Origin of the sequence: Sorangium sp. So ce426, from assembly GCF_051475585.1 — a bacterium.
Taxonomy (GTDB): Bacteria; Myxococcota_A; Polyangia; order Polyangiales; family Polyangiaceae; genus Sorangium; species Sorangium cellulosum_B.
Genome location: NZ_CP150341.1, coordinates 6312969 through 6334500 on the forward strand (window position 1 = coordinate 6312969; position 21532 = coordinate 6334500).

Genomic DNA, 21532 nt, shown 5'->3' on the forward strand with positions numbered 1-21532 from the left:
GCATACGCGCAGGGTGCACGCGCGTCCAGGCTTGACTTGCTGTCTGCCTCAGCCCGCCGCCGCGATGACCTCGCCGTCGCGCAGCACGGCCCGCGCGCGCGGCGCGCCCCAGGGCTGCACGATCGCGTTCTCGTGCGGCAGGTCCCACACGGCGAGATCCGCGCGCAGCCCAGGACGGACGGCGCCGCACACGCCGCCCAGACCGAGCGCGGCCGCCGCCTCGCGCGTCGCGCCCAGGATCGCCTCGGCGACCGTGAGCCCGTAGAGCCGCACCGCGAGCGCGAGCGCGAGCGGCAGGCTCTCGGTCGGCGCCGTTCCGGGGTTCGCGTCGCTGCCAACGATCAGCGGGACGCCTGCGGCCCGGAGCGCGGCGACGGGCGGCGGCTCCTGCCGCAGCGTGAAGCTCGCCACGGGCAGCAGCGCGGCGGCGACGCCCGCCCGGGCGAGCGCCGCGATGCCCGCCGGCGCGACGTGCTCGAGGTGGTCGGCCGACGCGGCGCCGAGCGCGGCCGCGAGCTCGGCGCCGCCCACGTCCGCGAACTGCCCGACGTGCACGCGCACGCCGAGCCCCAGCGCGCGCGCCCGCTCGAGCACCGGCCGCGCCTCGTCGACAGAGAACGCGCTCCGGTCGATGTACGCGTCGACGTAGCGCGCGAGGCCGGCCGCGGCGATGGCGGGCAGCCAGGAGCGCTCCACCGTGGCGGCATAGGCCGCGCGATCGCCGCCGGCCTCGGGTGGCAGCGCGTGCAGCGCGAGGTACGTCGGCACGACGCGGGGCAGGCGCGCGTCCCTCCCCGCCTCGGCGACCGCCTCGAGCTGCTTGCGCTCCGTCGCCTCGTCGAGGCCGTAGCCGCTCTTGGCCTCGACGGCGGTCACGCCGAGCGCGGCCATCCGGCGGAGGCGGGCGCGGAGCGTGTCCGCGAGGTCGCCGGCGGTCGCGGCGCGCGCCGCGCGCATGCTCGCGACGATGCCGCCGCCGGCCGCGGCGATCGCCTCGTAGTCGCCGCCGGCCATGCGGATCGCGTACTCGGCGTCCCGCGAGCCGATCCAGGGCGCGTGCGTGTGGCCGTCGACGAGCCCGGGCGTGACGACCCCCGCGGCCTCGATCGCGATGGGCGCGCCGGCCCCGGGCCGCAGGACCTCGCGCCGCGGGCCGACCGCGTCGATCGCGCCGCCTCGCACAACGATCGCGGCGTCCTCGATGACGCCGAGGGGATCGCCGGCCGAGGCGCGGGACGCGTCGCAGGTGACCAGCCGGCGCGCGGTGATGGCGAACGGGCGCTCGGGGTGCTGCGCGGCCTCCGCTCGCGCGGCGCCCGGCGGCGCCGTCACGTCGCCGCCCTCGCGGCGCGCGCCCGCTCGATGTCCTCGATCACCGCCCGGGACGCGGGCCCGCCGGCGATCTCGGCGAACGCCGCGGGCGACGAGGCCGGCCGCGGCGGGCACCGCCGGCGCAGGCCCAGGCACCGCGCGGCCGCCTCGGCGCAACGCTCGCGGAAGCGGGGCTCGCGCTCGGCCTTGCGCACGAGCGCCTCGTGCACGCGATCCTGCAGGTCCTCGCGGTGGCAGACGAGCAGCGCGTCGCAGCCCGCCCAGACCGCCGCGGCGGCGGCCTCCTCGACGGCGTGGTGCGCCGCGATCGCGGCCATCTCGAGATCGTCCGAGAAGAGCACCCCCTCGAAGCCGATCTCGCCGCGCAGGAGGTCGGTGCAGATGGCGCGCGACAGCGTCGCCGGGACGCCGGGATCCAGCGCCTCGACGACGATGTGCGCCGTCATGAGCGACGCGACCCCGGCGCCGCAGGCGGCGCGGAACGGCGGCAGCTCGATCTCGTCGAGGCGGCCGCGCGCGTGCGAGAGGGTCGGGAGCGCGAGGTGGCTGTCGAGCGCCGTGTCGCCGTGCCCCGGGAAGTGCTTGCCGCAGGCGAGCACGCCCTCCTCCTGGAGCCCCTCCAGGAACGCGACGGCGCCCAGCGCGACCGCGCCAGGGTCGCGGCCGAACGCGCGATCGCCGATGATCGGGTTCGCCGGGTTCGAGTCGACGTCGAGCACCGGGGCGAAGTTCAGGTTGATGCCGACGGCCCGGAGCTCGGACGCGACGGCGCGCGCCGCGCGGCGCAGCAACGGGAGGTCCGCGAGCTCGCCGAGCGAGCGCATCGACGGCAGCGTCAGGAACGGCGCGGGCAAGCGGGTGACGCGGCCCCCCTCCTGATCGATGCCGATGAAGGGAGGCCGATCGGGGCCGCCCGCCGCGGCGAGCGCCTGGCAGAGCCGCGCCGTGGCGGCCACGTCAGGGACGTTGCGCCGGAACAGGATCGCGCCGCCCCGCCGCCCCTCGGCGAGGGCCTTCAGGTACCGGGCCGGCGGCTCCGCGCCGTCGAAGCCGCCCACGATGAGCTGACCACACAGGACCTCGAGCTCCAGATCGAGCCGCATCGTCCACCACCTCTCGCGCGGCGCAGGCGAGCGGCCGGCCGCGGAATCCGTTCGTAGACGACTCGTAAACGACTTGGGCCGACGAGGCCACTTCCGAGGGATGCCGGCGCGCCGGAGGGGACGCCGCGGCGCCGGAGGGACGCGACGCGCCGCGGCCCCCCTCAGAACCGGATCGCGATCTTCCCGAAGTGCGCGCCGCTCGCGATGGACTCGATCGCCTGGCGCAGCTCGGCGAAGGGGACCACGCGGTCGACGACGGGCCGGAGCCCGCTCGCCGCGATCGCGCGGTTCATGCCCTCGAACATCGCCCGCGATCCGACGAAGATGCCCTGCGCGGTGATCTGCTTCATCAGGATGGGGAACAGGCCGACATCCCCCAGCGCGCCGCCCGTGAGCACGCCGATGAGGCTCACGCGGCCGCCGAACCGGACCGCGCGGAGCGAACGGGCGAGCGTGCCCGCGCCGCCCACCTCGATCACGTGATCCACCCCCGCGCCGCCGGTGAGCGAGCGCGCGGGCGCGTCCCAGTCGGGGTTCGCGCGGTAGTTGATCGTCTCCGACGCCCCGAGCGACCTCGCGCGCTCGAGCTTCTCGTCGTTGCTCGAGGTGACGATGACGCGGGCGCCAGCGAGCCGGGCGAACTGCAGCGCGAAGATCGAGACGCCGCCCGTGCCCTGCACGAGGACCGTGTCGCCCGCCTTGAGGTGGCTCGCCACGAAGAGCGCGTTCCACGCGGTCACGGCGGCGCACGGCAGCGACGCGGCCTCCTCGTCCGTGAGGTGCTGCGGGACCGCGACGACCCCCTCCGCGTCGAGCAGCACCCGCTCCGCGGCCACGCCCGGCAGCTCCCCGCCGAGCGCGCCCCGCGCCTTGTCCGCGGAGAGCTCCCCGTCGATCCATCGCTGGTGGAAGATCGGGCTCACGCGATCGCCGACCTTCACCCGCGTCACCCCGTCCCCCACGGCGACGACCTCCCCGACCCCGTCGGAGAGCGGGACGAGCGGCAGCGCGAACTTCGGGTTGTAGAGCCCCTTCGCGACGAGCAGGTCGCGGAAGTTGAGCGACGCCGCCCTCATCTGGAGGACGATCTGCCCAGGCCCCGGCTCAGGATCCGGAAGATCGATCGGGCGAAGCGCGTCGAGACCGAACGAACCCTGGAGAGCGAACGCTTTCATGCAGATCCTCCTTGAGCGGGGATCCGCTATCCCACGCGGGGTGGAGGCCGGTCAACGCGCCGCTCGGCGCCCTGGCCCCCGCGCGTCGCGCAGCGCCTGGGAAGCGAGCCACAGGCCAGCCGCCGTCACGAGCGCCGCCCCGAGCAGCTGGTCCGCCGACGGGCTCTCGCCCAGCCAGGCGGCGGCGAGCACGTGCGACAGGACGACCCCGACGTACCCGATCGCGCCGACGCGCGCCGCGCTGTCGAGCGCGTAGGCGCGCGTCATCGCGAGCTGCGCGAGCCCGCCGGCGAGGCCCGTCCCGATCAGGAGGAGGGCGCCGAGGGCGTCGGGCGTCCGCCAGACCGGGATCGAGAGCGCGACCATCGCGGCGCTCGCGACGAGCGAGAAATGCAGCGCGATCGCCTCGGGGCTCGCGCGCTCCCCGCCTGCGCCGATCCTGCGCAGCCAGATCATGGCGAACGCCGAGAAGACGGCGCCGAGCGTGGCGATGAGCGCGATCTCGCCCGCGATCGCGAGCCTCGGCGCGGCGACGAGCCCGACGCCGGCGAAGGCGAGCAAGGTCGCGAGCCAGAGGCGCGGGCTCGTCCGCTCGCCGAGCAGCCGCGGCGCGAGGAGCGCGACGAAGATCGGGCTCGTCGCGCCGAGCGTGACCGCGTCGCCGAGCGCGATCTGCGGCGCGCCGAGCGTGTAGAAGCCGCAGAGCATCGCCCCGGTGCCGCAGAGCGAGCGCGCCCACGCGAGCCGCCGGTCGCCCCGACCCACGGAGAGCGGCGCGCGGCGGACGAGCGCGACGCCGAGCGCGGTGGCCGCGCCCACCAGCGTTCGCGACGCCGCCACCTCGGGCCACGGGGCGTGCTCCGAAGAGAGGCGCGCGAGGACGTTCATCGCGGCGAAGAGCGACTGGGCCAGGAGCATCCACAGGACGCCCGCGGTCGGGTGCGCCGCGCGCCCCTCGCGCTCCGCGGCGAGGATGATCGCGGAGGCCCCGGGCGGGTGCGCGGCGACCGCGCCCTGCGACGATGACGACGTGCTCACGTAGCGCATCGATTACCACCTCGACCTCGCCGCCGTACACGCCGCCGTGCGCCCGGAGGCGCCGGCGCTCCCGGGTGCGCGCGCGACATCGAAGCGCTACGGTCGCAACGATGCGCGCGATCATCGGAGCCACGAGGAGAAGCAGGACAGGAGCGATGGATGGTCAGCGGGAGCGCCGGTCCGGGGCGCTCTGGCTCGGGCTCGTCGCCGCGGGCGCCCACGCGCTCGGGTGCGGCGCGAGCGCCGCGAACGAGCCGGCGGAGGGGCCCTCCGGGGGCAAGGCCAGAGAGGGAGCGGCGGAGGAGAGCGCGCGCCCCTCGGAGGGCAAGGCCGCCGGCGTGGAGGCCGGCGGCGAGGCCCAGGGCGCCCAGGCCCCGCCCGCGCCGGGCCAGCGGATGACCCGCGCGGAGGCGGCGCGGTACGTGCTCGGCCTCGTCAACCGCGATCGCGCGGCGCACAAGCTGCCGCCCGTGCGGTGGGACGAGACAGCGGCGCGCGCGGGGCGGCGGCACGCCGAGGACATGGTCCGGATCGGCTTCACCGGCCACTGGGGCAGCGACGGCTCGGTCCCGGAGGAGCGCTACACGGCCGCGGGCGGCGACGGGTTCCCGATGGAGAACGCCGGCTGCTTCGCCGACGCGATCCCCCGCGAGCTCGATCCGGATCCGCGCTTCTCCGCGGAGAGCCTCGAGCGCGTGCACCAGGCCTTCATGGACGAGAGGCCCCCGGCCGACGGGCACCGGCGCAACGTGCTCACAGCGTCGCACACCTCGCTCGGGGTCGGGCTGGCCAAGGCGAAGGGGTTCGACATCGCCTGCCTGGCGCAGGAGTTCGTCGACGACTACGGCACGTACCAGCCGCTGCCCAGGCGGGCGACGATCGGCGAGCGGATCCGGGTGAGCGGCGAGCTCGCCGCGCCGGCGAAGATCGCGGGCGTCGGGATCTCGCGGGTCGAGCCGGGGAAGCCGATCAAGCCGGAGAAGCTGCTCAAGATGGGCGGATACCCGATCCCGCCCCCCTACGCGACGTTCTTCCCGAAGGGCTTCAAGACGCCTATTCCTCTCCAGGTGACCGGCAATCGATTCGACATCCAGGTCCCGCTGGACGACCGCGGGCGGCCCGGGCTCTACGGCGTCAGCGTCTGGGCCACGTTCCCCCCCTCGGACGAGCTGAAGATGGTCTCGCTCCGCACGATCGACGTCGTCGGCAAGGGAGGCGCGCGATGAGCCAGAGCCGCCCCCCCACGGCGTCCGAGGAGCTCGACGCGGTCAAGGTGCTCGATCACCTGGTCCGCCGCGCTGTCTCGATGGGCGCGAGCGACATCCACGTCGAGCCGAAGCGCGACGGCATCCGCGTGCGCTACCGCGTCGACGGCGTGATGGTGGCGCAAGGGCAGATCCCGATCGAGATCGCGCCGTCGCTCACCTCGCGCGTGAAGGTGCTCGCGCGGATGGACATGACCGAGCGGCGCCTGCCGCAGGACGGCCAGTTCAGCCTCGAGCTCCACGGCCACCCGCTCATCCACCTGCGCGCCTCGACGTTCCCCGCGATCCACGGCGAGACGCTCGTGCTGCGCGTGCTGCTGAGCCACCAGCTGATCCCGCTCGACAAGCTCGGGCTCGCCGAGGGGGACCTGCCGCGGCTCGAGCGGCTCGCCGACCGGCCCTCGGGGCTGATCGTCGTGTGCGGGCCGACCGGATCCGGCAAGACCTCGACGCTCTACTCGCTGATCAAGGTCATGAAGACGAGCGAGCTGAGCATCGTCACGCTCGAAGATCCGATCGAGGTCGAGTTCGCCGACATCACGCAGGGGCAGACCAACCCGAGGCAGGGCTTCACGTTCGCGACGGGCCTGCGCGCGATCCTGCGGCAGGACCCGGACGTGATCATGGTGGGCGAGATGCGCGATCCCGAGACGGCGCAGATCGCGCTGCAGGCGAGCCTCACGGGGCACCTCGTGCTGTCGACGCTGCACACCTCCGACGCGGTGGACACGGTCGCGCGCCTCGTGGACCTCGGCGCGGAGTCGTGGATCGTGGCGAACGCCCTGCTCGCCGTGGTCGCGCAGCGGCTCGTCCGCAAGCTCTGCGAGGAGTGCGCGGAGACGTACGAGCTCGAGACCGCCGTGACGGGCGAGGAGGACAAGGTCCTCATCGAGGAGGGCGCCGAGCTGAAGCGCAGCGTCGGGTGCCAGACATGCCACATGACGGGCTACCGGGGGCGCATGGGCCTGTTCGAGATGCTCGAGCTCGACGACGATCTGCGGGATCTCGTGAAGGCGCGGGCGGGGAAGCGCGCGTACCGGGACGCCGCGCGCAAGGTAGGGCTCGTGCCGCTGCGCGAGGCCGGGCTCGCCAAGGTGAAGGAGGGGATCACCTCCCTGGACGAGGTGCTCCGCGTGACGTGACGGAGCGGGGAGCAGGTTCGTGCGCTACGGGCTCATTCGCGTCGTTCGGCTCGCTGCGGCGTACTTTCGTACGCCTCACTCGCCTGCCTAGCGACTGAGCCCGTATCACACGAACCTGCTCCCCGCTCTGGAGGAGGCCTTGCCCAGCGTCTCGGCCTGACGCGTCGCCGGTCAGGTCGCCTGCGAGGAGCCGTCGTCGACCGCGTTGGCGGCGATGACGCCCTTGTACCAGAGCGCGCTGTCCTTCGGGATGCGCCGCTGCGTCTCGTAATCCACCCAGACGATGCCGAAACGCTGCGAATAGCCGCGATCCCACTCGTAGTTGTCCATCAGCGACCACACGAAGTACCCCGCGAGCGGCGCCCCCGCGTCCATCGCGCGCCGCGCGGCGACGAAGTGATCGCGCAGGAACTCGAGCCGCCGCGTGTCCGGGATGCGGCCGTCCTTGTCCGGCTCGGTCGAGTAAGCCGCGCCGTTCTCCGTCACGTAGAGCTTCGGCACGCCGTACTCCACGTGCAGCCGGAGGAGCAGCCGCCGCAGCCCTTCCGGGTAGACCTCCCAGCTCATCTCCGTCTGCTCGGAGAGGGGCGCGACGTGCACCGTCCTCGGCAGGTTCTGCTCCTCGGGCACCTTGCTGCTCCGCAGGACCGCCCGCGAGTAGTAGTTGAGGCCGAGGAAGTCGCACTGGGTGGCGATGATCTCGAGATCGCCCGGCTTGCACACGGTCAGCCCCTCCGGCGGGAGGTAGCCCAGCGCGATGTAGTCCTCGATCATGTCCGCCGGGTAACGCCGGCCGTACAGCGGATCGAGGAACCAGCGGTTGAAATAGCCGTCGTAGTGGCGGCACGCGTCGTAGTCGGCGGCGCTGGGGGACGCGGGCATCGCGTAGTTCATGTTCAGCGTGATGCCCACCTCGGCGCCGGGGCAGTTCTGGCGCACCACGGGCACGGCGAGGCCGTGGGAGAGCAAGAGGTGGTGGCTCACCGCCAGCGCCTTCTTGAAATCGCGCATGCCCGGCGCGTGGATCCCCTTCTCGTAGCTGAGGAACGCCGTGCACCACGGCTCGTTGTGCGTGATCCACTTCTTCACGCGATCGCCGAGCTTCCGCGAGATGACGTCGGCGAACTCCACGAACGCGTCCGCCGTCGAGCGGTGCTGCCAGCCCCCGACCTGATCCTGGAGCACCTGCGGCAGGTCCCAGTGGAAGAGCGTCGCGTACGGCTCGATCCCGGCCGCGAGGAGGCCGTCCACGAGCCGGCTGTAGAAGTCGAGCCCCTTCTGGTTCACCGCGCCCCGGCCGTTCGGGAGGATGCGCGGCCACGCGATCGAGAACCTGTAGGCCATCATGCCCAGGCTCTTCATCAGCGCGATGTCCTCAGGCCACCGGTGGTAGTGGTCGCACGCGACGTCGCCGTTGGTCCCGTCGACGATCTGACCGGGCGTCTTCGCGAAGCGATCCCAGATGGACTCGCTGCGGCCGTCCTCGTTCGTAGCCCCCTCGATCTGATAGGAGGACGTCGCGGCCCCCCAGACGAAATTGTCGGGAAATCTCAGAGACGGCATGTCGCTTTGTGGTTCTCCTAAGAGCGGTCTTCAGCTGAGCCCGGTACGAACGTCACAGAGCGGCGGTCACCCGCACAGGAGACGGGTCCAGCTCGGCGTTTTCGGCGCGGAAGCGCACTCCTGTGCGCTGAGCACCGAAAACGTCGAGATGGGCCCGTATCCGAAGCGGGTGGCCGCGGCTCTAGAGAGGTCCGGCCTCGACGGAGGCGGGCACCGTGCGATCGTAGAGCGCGGAGGGCGCGATGACGGAGCCGGGCGCGTAGAGGTGGCAGCGGACCCAGTGCCCCGACCCGACGTCGACAGGCCCCGGCGTCTGCTCCCGGCACGTGTTCATCACGCTCGGGCAGCGGTCCGCGAAGGGGCAGCCCGGCGGCGGGTTGATGAGCTTCGGCGCCCCGGAGCGGGCGGGGAGATCGCCGCGGATCGAGCCGTTCGGATCCGGAACCGCCGAGAGCAGGAGCTTCGTGTACGGGTGCGCCGGCTGCTGCATCAGCTCCTCGCTCGGCGCCCCCTCCACGATGTGTCCGGCGTACATCACCATCGTGCGATCCGCGACGTAGCGCGCGCTCGCGATGTCGTGCGTGATGTAGAGGTAGGAGATGCCGCGCTCCTCCTTGAGCTTCTCCATCAGGTTCAGGACGCCCATGCGGATCGAGACGTCGAGCATCGAGATCGGCTCGTCCGCGAGGATCACGCTGGGATCCACCGCGAGGGCGCGGGCGATCGCCACGCGCTGCCGCTGGCCGCCCGACAGCTGGTACGGGTACTTGAGCGCGACCTCCGCGGGCGGGTTCAGATCGACCGTCTTGAGGAGCGCGTGCACCTTCTCCTTGAGGATCGCCGGGGTGGGCGCCTTGTTGTGGAGCAGGAGCGGCCGCTCGAGGTGGTAGCCGATGGTGTGCACCGGGTTGAGCGAGCCGAACGGATCCTGGAAGATCATCTGCACCTGCCCGCGGTAAGCGAGCGAGGCGCGGGTCGGCTCCTCCTTCAGCACGTCGCGACCCTTGAACACGATCTGCCCGCTGCTCGGCGGCATCAGCCGCGCGAGGAGCCGTGCGATCGTGCTCTTGCCGCTGCCCGACTCGCCGACCAGCGCGATGACCTCACGCTCTGCCAGCGAGAACGATGCGTCGTGCAGCGCCCGGAGCTGCTGCGATCGCAGCCCGCCGCCGACAGGGAAGTACTTCCCCAGGCGCACCACGTCGAGGACAGGCGAGACAGAAGGTTGCGTCATCGTCATCGTCAGTAGAGGTGGCAAGCGCCGCGGTGCTCGGGCGCGATTTCACGAAGGACGGGCAGCTCGTTCTGGCAGGTCGCGAAGGCCTGCGGACACCGGGGGTGGAAGCGGCAGCCGGCCGGCGGGTTGCGCATGTCGGGCGGCGAGCCCGGGATGCCCTGCAGCTTGCGGCGCGGCCCACGGACCGAGGGGAACGACCCGAGGAGCCCCTGCGTGTACGGGTGCTTCGGATCGCTGAAGAGGTCCTTGGCGCGGGCGGTCTCCGCGAGCTTGCCGGCGTAGAGGATGGCGATGCGCGTGGAGAACTCGGCGATGAGCGAGAGGTCGTGCGTGATGAAGAGGATCGAGAAGCCGAGGCGCTCCTTGAGCTCGGCGATCTGCTGCAGGATCTCCCGCTGCACGACCACGTCGAGCGCCGTCGTGGGCTCATCCATGATGAGGAACGGCGGCTTGAGCGCCATCGCGATCGCGATCACCACGCGCTGCCGCATGCCGCCCGACAGCTGGTGCGGGTAGCTGCTGAGGCGCGACGAGTCGATGTTCACGAGCTTGAGCAGCGCGGCCGCGCGCTCCATCGCCTGAGCGGACGTCACGCCGTCGTGCGCGATGATCGGATCGGAGATCTGCTCGCCGATCGTCAACACCGGGTTGAGCGCGGTCATCGCGCTCTGGAACACCAGCGCCATCTTCCGCCAGCGGAAGGCGCGGAGCTGCTCCTCGTTCATCGCCAGGACGTCCTGCCCGGCGAAGTACACGTGCCCGCCCGTGATGACCGCCGGCGGGCGGAGCAGCCGCATGATGGCCATCGCCACCGTCGACTTGCCGCTCCCCGACTCGCCCGCGAGGCCGAGCACCTCGCCCGGGGCGATGTCGAAGGAGACGTTGTCGACCGCACACACCGGACCCGTCGGGGTGATGAACTCGACCCGGAGATCCTGAACCGAGAGAAGCGGACTAGGCGCCATGAGTCCTCACCACCGGCGTTGACGAACCCGCCGCGACCTTGCGGCTCCTGAGGAGACGCGACCAGGCTCCCTCCGAGCGGAGCCGCGGATTCGAGATCTCGTCGATCGCGTAATTGATGAGCGTGAGCGCGAACCCGACCAGCGCGACGCACACGCCGGTGGGGACAATGGTCCACCAGGCGCCCGTGAGGAGCGCGGCGTTGTTGCTCGCCCAGTAGAGGTTCGTCCCCCAGGTGACGGCGCTCAGGTCGCCGAGCCCGAGGAACTCGAGGCCGACCTGGGCGCCGATGGCGTAAACCGTCGCGCCGATGAAGCCGGACATGAGGAGCGACGTCATGTTCGGCAGGATCTCCACGAAGATGATGCGCGCGCTGCTCTCGCCGCTCACGAGGGCCGCGGACACGAAGTCCTTGTCGCGCAGCGCGAGCACCTGCGAGCGGAGCACACGCGCGTTCCACGCCCAGCCCGTGAGGACGAGGACGAACAGGATCGTCATCGGCCCGGCCGGCAGGTAGGCCGCGATGACGACGGCCATCGGCAGGCCGGGGATGATCAGGAACACGTTCGTGAGCAGCGAAAGGACGCTGTCGATCCAGCCGCCGAAGTAGCCCCCGGCCATGCCGATCGCCGCGCCGATCGCGATCACCGCGAAGCCCGTGGCGAAGCCGACGGCCAGCGAGGTCCGCGCGCCGACGATCGTCTGCGCGAGCACGTCCTGCCCCTGGCCGTTCGTGCCGAACAGGTGCTCGGCGGAGGGAGCCTCGTGCGGCATGCCCACGAACGCGTGCGGATCTTGCCCCACCATCGAGGGGCCCAGCAGCGAGAGGAGCAGGAAGAAGAGCACGATGAGCGTGCCCACCATCGCCTTGCGATTCGAGAGGAGCAGGCGGAGCCACCCCGCCGCACGGGAGCCGCCGCCCCCGCTGTTGCCTTGTTGCGCAGCCATCGCTTCTCCTGGACCCAGCCGTCAGCGCCCGCGGGCGCGGGGATCAAGAAACACGTAGATCACGTCGACCAGGAAGTTCGCCCCCAGCACGGCGAACGTGATGGTGAGGAAGATCCCCTGCATGAGCGGGTAATCCTGGTTTCGAACCGCCTGGATGAGCAGATAGCCTTGCCCCGGATACGAGAAGACGATCTCGGTGAGCAGCGAGCCGGCGAGCACGAAGCCGAGCGCCATGCCGAAGCCGGTGACGTTGGGCAGGAGCGCGTTCCTCGCGGCGTAGGTGAACATGACCCGCCACTGCGAGAGCCCCTTGGCCTGGGCCATCGTGATGTACTCCTCGGACAGCACGGTGACCATCGCGCTGCGCATGCCGAGCATCCAGCCGCCGATGGTGGCGATGACGATCGACAGGGCGGGCAGGATCATGTGCGAGAGCACGCTCCCGATGAACTCCAGGCTCCACTCGGGCGAGAGCGTGTCGCTGTAGGCGTGGCGCAGCGGGAAGGCCCCGAGCACGAACCCGAGGAGGTAGAGCGACACCATCGCGAGCCAGAAGTACGGGAACGCGCCGAGGAACATCAGGACCGGCGGCATGACCGAGTCGAGCCAGCCGCCCCGCTTCCACGTCGCGATGATCCCGAGCAGCGTCCCCAGGCCGAAGCTGACGATCACGGCGGCACCCGACAGGAGCAGCGTCCAGCCGAGCCCCGTCGCGATGACCTCCGTCACCTTCGCCGGGAAGTGCGCCACCGAGGTGCCGAGATCGCCGACCAGGATGTGGCTCAGGTAGGTGAAGTACTGTTTGTAGAGCGGCTCATCCGTGAACCCGAACGCCTTCCGCAGCGCCTCGATCGCCTCCGGCTGCAGCTGCCCCCGGAAGCGCACGAACATGGCCGAGGCTGGATCGCCCGGCATGGCGCGCGGAATGAGGAAGTTCAGGGTGAGCGAGGCCCACGCCGCGATGAAGTACAAGCCCAGCTGTCGCAGAAGGTAACGCACAGAAGCTCTCTCTTTTAACCTGCGCTCCGGATCAGGTCACGCCCAACTTCACTTCGGCTTGAGCTCGGTGAGGACCAGCAGGTACTCCGGCGGGTTGTTGGGCGACAGCTTCGCGTACGGGTTCTCCTTGCTGGGGAACCCGGTGAAGCGGCGTGTGTTGTACTCGCCCCAGGACGGCCCGGGGAACAGCGGGATCGAGGGCGCCGTCTCGGAGAAGATCTCCTGGAGCTGCTCGATGATCTTCTTCTGCTCCGCCGGCTCGGTCGCGGCCTCGAACGCCTCGAAGAGGCCGTCGGCCGGCTTGGCGCCGAAGCGGTGCCAGTTGCGCGCCGACGTCTCGCCGACCGGCTTCGCGGTCGCGGTGCCGAGGAGGTCCCGGTAGAAGTTGTATGGGGTCGGCTCCTCGTTCGACCAGCCCATCGACAGGTCGAACGTGCCCTTCTGGAGCGCCTCGAAGAACGCGCTGAAGTCGTACGTCTTCAGCGTGGCCTCGACGCCGATCTGCTTCACCTGCTGCGTGACGATCTGCGCCGCGCGCACCCAGTCGGACCAGCCCGTGACGACGTTGAGATCGAAGCGCAGCGGCTTCCCGTCCTTCACGCGGATGCCGTCGGCCCCCTTGGCGTAACCCGCCTCGTCGAGGATCTGGTTCGCCTTGGCCACGTTGAACTTGACCCAGTCGCCCGCCTCGACCGTCTTCTGGCTGCGCCAGCGCTCGTGCGCGTCGCTCAGCGCCGTCGCGTCCGCCGGCCGCGTGTAGTTGTTCATGGCGACCTTGACGATCTGCTCGCGGTCGAGCGACATGCTGATCGCCTTGCGCACCCGCGCGTCGTCGAGGGGCTTCTTCGTCGTGTTCGTGTAGACGAACACCGTGCTGCCGACGAGCGGGAACCAGTAGTGGTGATTCGCCGGGTCCTTGCCGACGTAGACCTTCTCGATCTCCGGGACGAAGTTGCCGGCCCAGTCGACCTCGCCGTTCAAGAGCGCCAGGTTCGCCTGGTCGTTGCCCGGGTACGCCGGGAAGCGGAGCCCCTTGATCGCCGGCTTGCCCTGCTGCCAGTAGTTCGGGTTCCGGCCGAGCTCGTAGATCTGGTTCTGGAAGGTCTTCACCTCGGTGAAGGGCCCCGTCGCGACCGGGTTCTCGTTCGTGTACGTGACGGGATCCGCCACGTCCTTCCACTTGTGCTCGGGCACGATCGGCTGGTGGCCGAGGAAGACGAGCCCGGGGACGTACGGCCGCGTGAGCGTGAACTCGACCGTGGAGTCGCTCTTGGCCTCGACCGAGGTCAGCCACTTCCAGACGCCCTGCAGGTCGAGGGCGACGTGCTTCTTCAGGAGCCCGAAGGTGAAGGCGACGTCCTTCGCCGTGAACGGCTGGCCATCGGACCACTTGACCCCGGGCCGCGTCGTGACCGTGAGCGTCTTGTTCCCGTTACCCCACTCGTACTTCGATGCGAGCCAGGGGGTGAACTCGCCCTTCATCGTGTTGTAGACGAGGAGCGGCTCGTAGATGCCAGCGACGGTTGGCCAGCGAACGTTGCCTGATGCGAGCAGAGGATTGAAGTTCCGCACCCATGACGCTTGCTGCTCGATCGAGACGGTCAGGAAGGTGTCGGCGGCCGGGGAGGGCTTGCCCGGCCCCGCGGTGCTCGCGCCGCCCGCGGACTGCTTGGTCGGTTCGGTCTTCCCGCACCCCGCTGTGACACCGACCGAAAGCAGCAACGTCGACAACAGGAACGTCCGACGCGGCAACAACCAGTTCCTCATGAGAATGCTCCTCGCGGGGCCCTCGTGGATACGCCCGAGCGCCCACCGTCCCTCTCCCACTCCTCAATCTCCCTGGAAGCCACCACGCGGCAGAGCGGCTCGCCGGAATTCGACACCGCGACGCAGTGCGCCATACCAGCATCCAGACATCGGCACTGTAGCCGTCTTCGCACAGCAGTGTCAACGGGGATTCGAGGTCGCTGTCAAGTTCTCGCGCCGCTTACTCAGGCGCGTTTTCAAGGGAGATGTCGTGGTGCGTCATGTCTCGCAGCAGCAACTCCGTCTCATGTGGTGCTCATGGGGTCATCACGCGTCATGAGGAATGATGGCTTAAGCACTTGCACTGTTATTTTCTATGGCCGCAGCAAGAAAGTAAGCCGTCACAGACTGCGTCGGTTCAGGCACCTGAGGTGCGCCGCGGTCCACGCGCGTCCGGGGCACGTCTATACAGACGTCCGCAGGCGATTACAAGACCAGAAATTTCCAATTTCGCGCCGATGGACGGGGGAACCCTCCCAGGACGGGCGCGGACACCCCCTGGGCGGGCAGAGAGGGAAGGCCGCGTCAGGGGCGGACGCGGGCGGAGCGTCGGGTGCGGCCAGCGTTGTAGTGCGGGCCGCTACTCGACGCCTGATGGGCTGGTCCTCTCCGCCGTGGCCGTGAGTGCCACGTATCAGGAAAGGCTCCCTTCGATGTCATCAATGTTTCGTGCAGAGGCGCGGGCGCAGGCGCGGGGCAGACGAGCGGCCGCGAGCGCGTTTCATGGAAGCGGGGGAGCGGACGCTGGCACGCGGAGCTCGCTGCCGAAGAGCTCGTCGGCGGTGCAGCTCTCGAGGAACGCGCTCTCGTTACCCAGCTTCAGCTGAGGCTCGGGCGAGCCCTGCACGACCAGCCCGAAGCGGTTGTCCAGGGCGCGAACACGGGAGAGGCGACCCGTGCTCCTGTCGTACAGGATGCCGGCGCGCGCACAGCCTTCCACCCGCACGTCATCGAGCGCGACGGTGGAGCCGGCGAGCGCGAGGACGCCGTCGGCGACGAGCTCGTCGCGCCGTCGGCCCCGTGCGGCGCGGGGATCACCCGTCACCCCGTCGACGACCGTCTGCGAGATCTCCGCCTCGGAGGCGAACAGCACCACGCCGGCCGTGCGGCTCCCGCGGACGAGGGACGAGGCGAGCCGGATCTCGTACCCCGCGGCGGCGACGCCGATGCCCGTGCTGTCGTCGTCGCCGCCGCCGTCGTCGTCATCGTGATCGTCGTCATCGTCACCGTCGTCGTGTGATTCGCCGCCCGCGGTGGCGTCGATCAGGTTCCCGATGATCTCGACCCTGCTGCCGAGGATCTCCGTGCCGGCGAAGACGCCGACGGAGCGGTTGCCGCTCACGACATTGCCCGTGAGCACCGCGGTGGCGCCCCTGTAGATGACGATCCCCTGCCCCACCGGCGCGCGGCGGTCCGGCGCGACATGCCCCTCGACGAGGTTGCCTGTCACGGTCGCCTCGGACCCGTCATATCCCACGAGCAGGCCGGTGCCCTCGTTGCTGCGAATGGCATTCGACACGAGCGTCACCCGGCCCTCCGCCACCGTCAGCCCGGCGCCGTCTCCCCAGCCGCCCTCGGCGATGGTGCCTTCGATGAGGTTGCCGCCGGCGATCAGCTCGGCGGAAGAGTCGCCGACGTGAACCCCGGTGCCGCGGTTCCGGACGACCGCGCTGTCGTGGAGGCGCATCGCCGCGCCGCGGCTGACGGCGACGCCGAATCCGCCGAGCAACGACCCGGTCGGGGCCGCCACCGTGCCCTGCACCAGGCTCCGCGTCATCGTCGCCGCGCTGCCCTCGCCGATGACGGCGACGCCGATCTCGGTGTTGCCGAGGACCACGCTCGAGTCGATGGCGACGCGCGCTCGCCTCGCCGCATACACGCCGACGCCGTAAGGCGGGTCGGAGCTCCCGGGGCTCGTCCCCTCGACGAGGACGCCGGAGAGGGTCGCGGACGCGCTGGCCGAAACGAGGATCCCGGACAGCTGGTTTCCAACGACAGCCGTGCTCTCGATCGACGCCTCGGCGCCGTCCTGCACGACGATCCCCTGGCCGTCCGCCGGGTAGCGCCCCGACGACAAGGTCCCCTCGACGAGGCTGCCCACCACGGACGCCGTGGCGCCCGCCTGGAGCGCCGCCACGCCCGCCGCGCGGTTGCCCGTCACGGCGCTCTCCTTCACGAGGAGCGCGCCGCCGGCTTCCGCCAAGGCGCCGATGCCGGTCCCTGCGCTGCCGTCGCGCGTCCCCTCGATCCAGCTCTGCGCCACCGAGAGGCGGGCGCCGTCGCCCGACAGGACGCCGGCGTGCATGGCGTCCTTGATGTGAACGCGCTCGAGCGTCACGGCGCTCGCGCCGGTCGCCACGACGCCGGCGCCGTCTCCGCCGATCTCGATCCCCCGGAGCGTCACCTCCCCTGCGTCGAGCACGGCCACGATCGCGGGAGGACGCACGGCCGAGCTCACCCCGCGGATCCGCACGCGCGAGGCGCACGGGCCGGCGATCACGATCGGCTTCGTGATGACGACCGGCTCGTCGTAGGTCCCCGCCGCGAGCGCGATCGTCCCGCCGGCGGCGACGAGCCCCAGCGCCGCCTCGATCGTCGTGACCGGCCTCGCCTCGGAGCCGTCGCCGTTCGCGCCGGAGTAGCTCGGATCCACATAGACGTTCCCGGACACGCGCGGGACGCTCCCCCACGGCCCGCGCCCGCAGCCGCCGGGGCCGTCGACCGGCACACACCCCGCTTCCGGCGTCGCGAACATGCCTGTCGGGCACCTCGCCATGGCCGGCCTGCAGAGCCCGTCGTCGCCCGCGAGCTCCGGAGCGCAGCGGGGGATGCCAGCGGGAACACAGCCCTCATCGAACTTCGGGATCGTCCCCGCAGGGCATTTCTCCATCGATGGATGACAGAGTCCGTCGTCCTCCACGAACAGCTCGGCGCACCCCTGGATGCCCACCGGCATGCACGCATCCGCGGGGCCGAGGACGTGCCCGGGCGCGCAGCTCGGCGCGCGCGGCGCGACGCCCTCGCATACGGGCGGGACGCCAAAGCTCCCCGAGGGGTCGCTGCACGCCGCGACAAGCGGCAACAGGGCCGCGATGCAGGCGGCCAGGCAAGATGAACCCGCGCGCGTCGCGCAGAAGCGCATGCAATCCCCTCCTTGGAAAGCGCAGCCTCGCGCCTCGCGGGCTCCCGCTCCTCGGGCGAACAGCTCTCCAGAGCTCCGCAGCAGCGCGGAGACCGCGCGTGGCCTTCATGAACAGGCGCTCCGAGCGCCCGAGATCGTCGATGAGCCCGCGCCAGGGTGACGAGGACGCTACCTGTGCGCCTGTGCGGCGCCGCGCGAGCTCCTTTAGCGTAATGAATCCTACAACGGGAGATGCGCTCCTGCCAGGCAAAGGAGCCGTGATCGCGCCGACGTTCCCTTCGCTGCAGCGCCACGGACGGCTGCGCCGCGCCGGGTCTCCCGGGCGTGGGCGCGCGAACCTCGCTGACACCGAGGCTCGCGCGCGGCCGAGCGTGTCGGTCAGACGTCCTCTGTCAACCACGTCGGGCCGGGCGAACGCGGCGCAGGGACGCCCGCGAAGGCCGCCGCTCCCGCCGCATCGCGGGCCCGCCGTCCGCGGCTGAAGGCGGCGGCCGCGCCGTCGTTCCGGACGACGGGCCGGACGACGGGCTGACGCGCGGCGCGGCGCAGACCGCGGCACAGGCGCGCAACGACGGCGAGGTCGCCCCAGGAGGAGCGCCGCACAGGGCCCTTGTCGGCCGAAGTGGGCTGCGCAGGGCGTGACCAGATGGCCGCAAGCGATGAGAACATCGCCGCCGACGAGCGCAGATGTCGAGTCGCTGCAGCCCTTGATTGCAGGGATCGACCAGGTCTTCGGAAATGCGGCTTGCCGAGCGCGATAAAGCCGCAAGTCGGGTCGTCCTCCCCCCGGCTCATGCCGTCCCGCCGCGCGCGACGCGCGGGGGGCGCCCCGCGATGGGCGTCGACATTTGCCTTTCTCCAGCGCTCGAGAGGCTCCCACATCGGCGCGCGCCGGCGCGGCGGCTCCCCGGCGCGATGAAACGGGGAGAACGCTCACCCGGCGCGGATTCAGACAATGCACTTTCGCCGTCGCCGACGCGGCAGGCTCTGCACACGAGGACTCAGGCACGCAGCCTGCTCTCCACGCCGTTCAACATGCCGGCGCGGGCCCGAGGGCCGTAGCAGGGCATGGAAGGAGGACGGATGGTTCGCTCAATCGATATGAAGATGGCGCACGCGGCGATGCTCTTTTCTGTGTTGATGACCGGGTGCGCAGTCGACGCGGTGGCTCCGCAAGAGGCCGACTTGGACCAGGCTGACGTCGACGTGGCGTCGAGTGAGCAGGCGTTGGAGGGCGAGGAAGCGACGGACGAGGAGACGCGGGGCGGCGGCCTGATCGGCGCGCCCGGGGTGCCGGGCAAGACCGATATCGGCCAGGGCCCCATCAAGGGCGGCCTCGGCGGCCCCGGCGGCCCGCTCCAGGGCCCCGGCGGCATCGGACAGGGACCCATCAAGGGCGGCCTCGGCGGCCCGCTCCAGGGCCCCGGCGACATCGGACAGGGCCCCTTCAAGGGCGGCGGCCCGCTCCAGGGCCCCGGCGGCGTCGGCCAGGGTCCCATCAAGGGCGGCCTCGGCGGCCCCGGCGGCCCGCTCCAGGGCCCCGGCGACATCGGCCAGGGCCCCATCAAGGGCGGCCTCGGCGGCCCCGGCGGCCCGCTCCAGGGCCCCGGCGGCGTCGGACAGGGCCCCATCAAGGGCGGCCTCGGCGGCCCCGGTGGCCCGCTCCAGGGCCCCGGTGGCCCGCTCCAGGGCCCTGGCGACATCGGACAGGGCCCCATCAAGGGCGGCGGCCCGCTCCAGGGCCCCGGCGGCCCCGTCGGCCAGGTCGGGCAGGTGCCCGGCGGCCCCGTCGGGCAGATGGGCGGGATCCCCGGCCTCGGCGGCTTCCCGGGCATGGGCGGCTTCGGGTGGCCGCTCGGCATGGGCGGCTATCCGTACGGCGGCTTCGGCTTCCCCGGCGGCTTCGGCGTGCCGCTCGGCGGCTTCGGCGGCGCGGGGTGCTGCGGCGGCGGCTTCCCTGGAGGCGCCTTCCCTGGATCGCTCTTTCCCTGACGTCGTTCCCCGGGCGCGACGGCCACGCTGCCGCCGCGCGCCGTGGTGAATCGGTACGATGGTCCGCCCGAACCTGCGGGGAGAGTCACGCGAGTTCCCCGCGAGGCGGGCGGCCCGTCCGTCGACCGGCCTCTGGAGAGCGGGCGCCCTCCGTCGAGCGCGGGGCCCGCGAAACGTTGGACCCCCGCCGCGCGGTCGAGGCAGCATACGGCGATGGAAGACGCCCCCCTCCTAGAGCGCGAGCCGGAGACCAACATCTTCGGCGAATCCATGGTGGTGTTTCACACCGCCGCGGACCTCATCGGCCTGGCTCCGCGCATCCGGCTGGAGCTCGAGCAGCCCGACTACGAGCACATCTTCTACATCACCACGCAGCTCCAGGACCGCCTCGTCCCCTTCCGCGGAGAGGCGGCCGCGGCCTACGAGCGGCTCCCTGCGTCGGTGATCCCGAACCGGGCCGCGATCACCCCGCTCTTCAACGGCAAGCTCATCCTCCGCCCCGAGGCGCTCCGCAGCGGCTCGATCCACGTGCAGGACGGGACGATCCGCCTCGCCGATCAGGGCCTTTACCGCATCCAGCCCGGCGCGTTCGTGCGCTTCAAGGCCTATCGGGTCCAGCACAACCAGGCGCGAGGGCCTTACAAGGGCGGGCTGCGCTTCCACAAGGCCGTGTCGCTCGACCTGTTCAACGCGCTCGCCGCCGAGATGACCTGGAAGACCGCCATCGCCGATGTCCCGTTCGGCGGCGCCAAGGGGGGTATTCGCATGGACCCGCGCGAGCACAGCAAGGAGGAGCTCGAGGCGATCTCGCTCCGGTACATGTACCGGCTGAAGCAGCTCATCGGGCCCAACGTGGACATCCCCGCGCCCGACGTGGGCACGAACGCCGAGGTGATGGCGTGGCTCCTGCGCCAGTACAGCGACGGCGAGCGCGAGCGGGTGAACCACCGCGGCGTCGTCACGGGCAAGGACGTGCGCATCGGCGGCTCCGAGGGGCGCGTCAAGGCGACCGGGCAGGGGCTCGCGTACTGCATCGAGGAGTGGTACGCGCAGCGCGGCGCCCCCCTCGCGGGGGCGCGCTTCATCGTGCAGGGCTTCGGCAACGTCGGCTCCGCCGCCGCCGAGATCCTGTGCCGGATGGGCGCGCGGTGCGTGGCCGTGCAGGACGCCGACGGCGCGATCTTCGACCCGAACGGCATCGACGTGGGCGCGCTGATGGCGCACGTCAACGACAACCCGCAGAACCTCCGGCGATCGGTCGCCGGCTACAGCGGCGCCCAGGCGATCGCGCGGGACGATTTCTGGAGCGTGGACGCGGACATCTGCATCCCGGCCGCGCTCGGCGACGCCATCACCGGCGAGGTGGCCGAGCGGCTGAAGGCGAAGCTCGTGGCCGAGGGCGCCAACCGCCCGACCACGACCGAGGGCGACAGGGTGCTCGCGGAGCGCGGCATCAGCGTCATCCCCGACATCATCGGCAACGCGGGGGGCGTGACCGTCTCCTATTACGAGTGGATCCAGAACAAGCGCATGGAGCACTGGACCGAGGGCGAGGTGAACACCCGGCTGGAGCGCGCCATCAAGAGCAACTACCGCCTGATCTGCGACATCGCTGAGGACCGGCCGCGCCGCTCGGAAGATCACGACTCGACCGGGCTCGTCCTGGGCAAGCGCTTGCCGATGCGGCTCGCCGCGATGGTGCTCGCGCTCAAGCGGATCGAGGCGCACTACATGCTGGAAGGGTTCTCCCAGTGATCTCGGCAAAGCGACGAGGGCGGCGCCGGAGCCAGGCCATCCGCTGGCCGGGCTCCGGGCGGGCGGCGGGCG

The 21532-nt window shown here is 71.4% G+C and carries 15 protein-coding genes; 4 read left to right on the forward strand and 11 right to left on the reverse strand.

The annotated features are described in order from the left end of the window. Positions 1-48: 48 nt before the first annotated feature. From hutI to WMF44_RS23415, 4 genes are all read right to left on the reverse strand, one after another. Positions 49-1332 carry an imidazolonepropionase gene (gene hutI, locus WMF44_RS23400; RefSeq protein WP_437301326.1) on the reverse strand — a complete coding sequence of 428 codons (1284 nt, stop codon included), beginning with the start codon at positions 1330-1332 and terminating at the stop codon, positions 49-51. Then, entirely contained in the window at positions 1329-2435 is a 1107-nt protein-coding gene (nagZ, locus tag WMF44_RS23405; protein WP_437301327.1) for a beta-N-acetylhexosaminidase, read from the reverse strand. Before nagZ ends, hutI begins: the two co-directional genes overlap by 4 nt. Before the next feature lie 161 nt (positions 2436-2596). Further along, a complete protein-coding gene (locus WMF44_RS23410) occupies positions 2597-3610 on the reverse strand; it encodes a zinc-dependent alcohol dehydrogenase family protein (protein ID WP_437301328.1) in 1014 nt (337 codons plus the stop codon). Between the two features lie 51 nt (positions 3611-3661). Then, positions 3662-4657, reverse strand: coding sequence for a DMT family transporter (locus WMF44_RS23415; RefSeq protein ID WP_437301329.1), 996 nt, complete (start codon positions 4655-4657; stop codon positions 3662-3664). Between the two features lie 146 nt (positions 4658-4803). Between WMF44_RS23415 and WMF44_RS23420 the strand changes: the two genes are divergently transcribed. Together WMF44_RS23420 and WMF44_RS23425 are read left to right on the forward strand one after the other, a co-directional pair. Continuing rightward, entirely contained in the window at positions 4804-5874 is a 1071-nt protein-coding gene (locus WMF44_RS23420) for a CAP domain-containing protein (protein ID WP_437301330.1), read from the forward strand. After that, positions 5871-7055: a GspE/PulE family protein gene (locus WMF44_RS23425; protein ID WP_437301331.1), complete on the forward strand. Its 1185-nt coding sequence runs from the start codon at positions 5871-5873 to the stop codon at positions 7053-7055. The genes WMF44_RS23420 and WMF44_RS23425 overlap by 4 nt, the downstream gene beginning before the upstream one ends. 171 nt (positions 7056-7226) lie before the next feature. Here WMF44_RS23425 and WMF44_RS23430 read toward each other — a convergent pair whose 3' ends face one another. The 7 genes from WMF44_RS23430 to WMF44_RS23460 all read right to left on the reverse strand — a co-directional run bounded on the left by WMF44_RS23430 (position 7227) and on the right by WMF44_RS23460 (position 17713). Continuing rightward, on the reverse strand, positions 7227-8618 hold the full coding sequence (locus WMF44_RS23430) for a GH1 family beta-glucosidase (RefSeq protein WP_437301332.1): 1392 nt from the start codon (positions 8616-8618) through the stop codon (positions 7227-7229). Between the two features lie 181 nt (positions 8619-8799). Beyond that, positions 8800-9858, reverse strand: coding sequence for an ABC transporter ATP-binding protein (locus WMF44_RS23435; RefSeq protein ID WP_437301333.1), 1059 nt, complete (start codon positions 9856-9858; stop codon positions 8800-8802). A 2-nt stretch (positions 9859-9860) separates the two neighbouring features. Beyond that, positions 9861-10820, reverse strand: coding sequence for an ABC transporter ATP-binding protein (locus tag WMF44_RS23440; protein WP_437301334.1), 960 nt, complete (start codon positions 10818-10820; stop codon positions 9861-9863). Next, positions 10810-11766: an ABC transporter permease gene (locus WMF44_RS23445; protein WP_437301335.1), complete on the reverse strand. Its 957-nt coding sequence runs from the start codon at positions 11764-11766 to the stop codon at positions 10810-10812. The genes WMF44_RS23440 and WMF44_RS23445 overlap by 11 nt, the downstream gene beginning before the upstream one ends. Positions 11767-11787: 21 nt before the next feature. After that, the gene (locus WMF44_RS23450) at positions 11788-12765 is read right to left on the reverse strand and encodes an ABC transporter permease (protein ID WP_012236933.1); all 978 of its coding nucleotides are present in this window, start codon (positions 12763-12765) and stop codon (positions 11788-11790) included. 48 nt (positions 12766-12813) lie between these two features. Further along, positions 12814-14532 (reverse strand): ABC transporter substrate-binding protein, encoded by a 1719-nt coding sequence (locus WMF44_RS23455; RefSeq protein WP_437301336.1) that lies wholly within the window; start codon positions 14530-14532, stop codon positions 12814-12816. A gap of 760 nt (positions 14533-15292) precedes the next feature. After that, positions 15293-17713: a right-handed parallel beta-helix repeat-containing protein gene (locus tag WMF44_RS23460; RefSeq protein ID WP_437301337.1), complete on the reverse strand. Its 2421-nt coding sequence runs from the start codon at positions 17711-17713 to the stop codon at positions 15293-15295. A 1185-nt stretch (positions 17714-18898) separates the two neighbouring features. Here WMF44_RS23460 and WMF44_RS23465 point away from each other — a divergent pair. Both WMF44_RS23465 and WMF44_RS23470 read left to right on the forward strand, forming a co-directional pair. Further along, complete coding sequence (locus WMF44_RS23465; RefSeq protein ID WP_437301338.1) at positions 18899-19705, forward strand: hypothetical protein; 807 nt, start codon at positions 18899-18901, stop codon at positions 19703-19705. A 213-nt stretch (positions 19706-19918) separates the two neighbouring features. Further along, positions 19919-21460 carry a Glu/Leu/Phe/Val family dehydrogenase gene (locus WMF44_RS23470; protein ID WP_437301339.1) on the forward strand — a complete coding sequence of 514 codons (1542 nt, stop codon included), beginning with the start codon at positions 19919-19921 and terminating at the stop codon, positions 21458-21460. The last annotated feature ends 72 nt before the right edge of the window (positions 21461-21532 follow it).

What these genes read in the sequence shown, in the direction of transcription:
- nagZ (WP_437301327.1), bottom strand. Translation starts at nt 2,435, where the DNA reads ATGCGGCTCGATCTGGAGCTCGAGGTCCTGTGTGGTCAGCTCATCGTG.
- WMF44_RS23410 (WP_437301328.1), bottom strand. Translation starts at nt 3,610, where the DNA reads ATGAAAGCGTTCGCTCTCCAGGGTTCGTTCGGTCTCGACGCGCTTCGC.
- WMF44_RS23415 (WP_437301329.1), bottom strand. Translation starts at nt 4,657, where the DNA reads ATGCGCTACGTGAGCACGTCGTCATCGTCGCAGGGCGCGGTCGCCGCG.
- WMF44_RS23420 (WP_437301330.1), top strand. Translation starts at nt 4,804, where the DNA reads ATGGATGGTCAGCGGGAGCGCCGGTCCGGGGCGCTCTGGCTCGGGCTC.
- WMF44_RS23425 (WP_437301331.1), top strand. Translation starts at nt 5,871, where the DNA reads ATGAGCCAGAGCCGCCCCCCCACGGCGTCCGAGGAGCTCGACGCGGTC.
- WMF44_RS23430 (WP_437301332.1), bottom strand. Translation starts at nt 8,618, where the DNA reads ATGCCGTCTCTGAGATTTCCCGACAATTTCGTCTGGGGGGCCGCGACG.
- WMF44_RS23435 (WP_437301333.1), bottom strand. Translation starts at nt 9,858, where the DNA reads ATGACGATGACGCAACCTTCTGTCTCGCCTGTCCTCGACGTGGTGCGC.
- WMF44_RS23440 (WP_437301334.1), bottom strand. Translation starts at nt 10,820, where the DNA reads ATGGCGCCTAGTCCGCTTCTCTCGGTTCAGGATCTCCGGGTCGAGTTC.
- WMF44_RS23445 (WP_437301335.1), bottom strand. Translation starts at nt 11,766, where the DNA reads ATGGCTGCGCAACAAGGCAACAGCGGGGGCGGCGGCTCCCGTGCGGCG.
- WMF44_RS23455 (WP_437301336.1), bottom strand. Translation starts at nt 14,532, where the DNA reads ATGAGGAACTGGTTGTTGCCGCGTCGGACGTTCCTGTTGTCGACGTTG.
- WMF44_RS23460 (WP_437301337.1), bottom strand. Translation starts at nt 17,713, where the DNA reads ATGCGCTTCTGCGCGACGCGCGCGGGTTCATCTTGCCTGGCCGCCTGC.
- WMF44_RS23470 (WP_437301339.1), top strand. Translation starts at nt 19,919, where the DNA reads ATGGAAGACGCCCCCCTCCTAGAGCGCGAGCCGGAGACCAACATCTTC.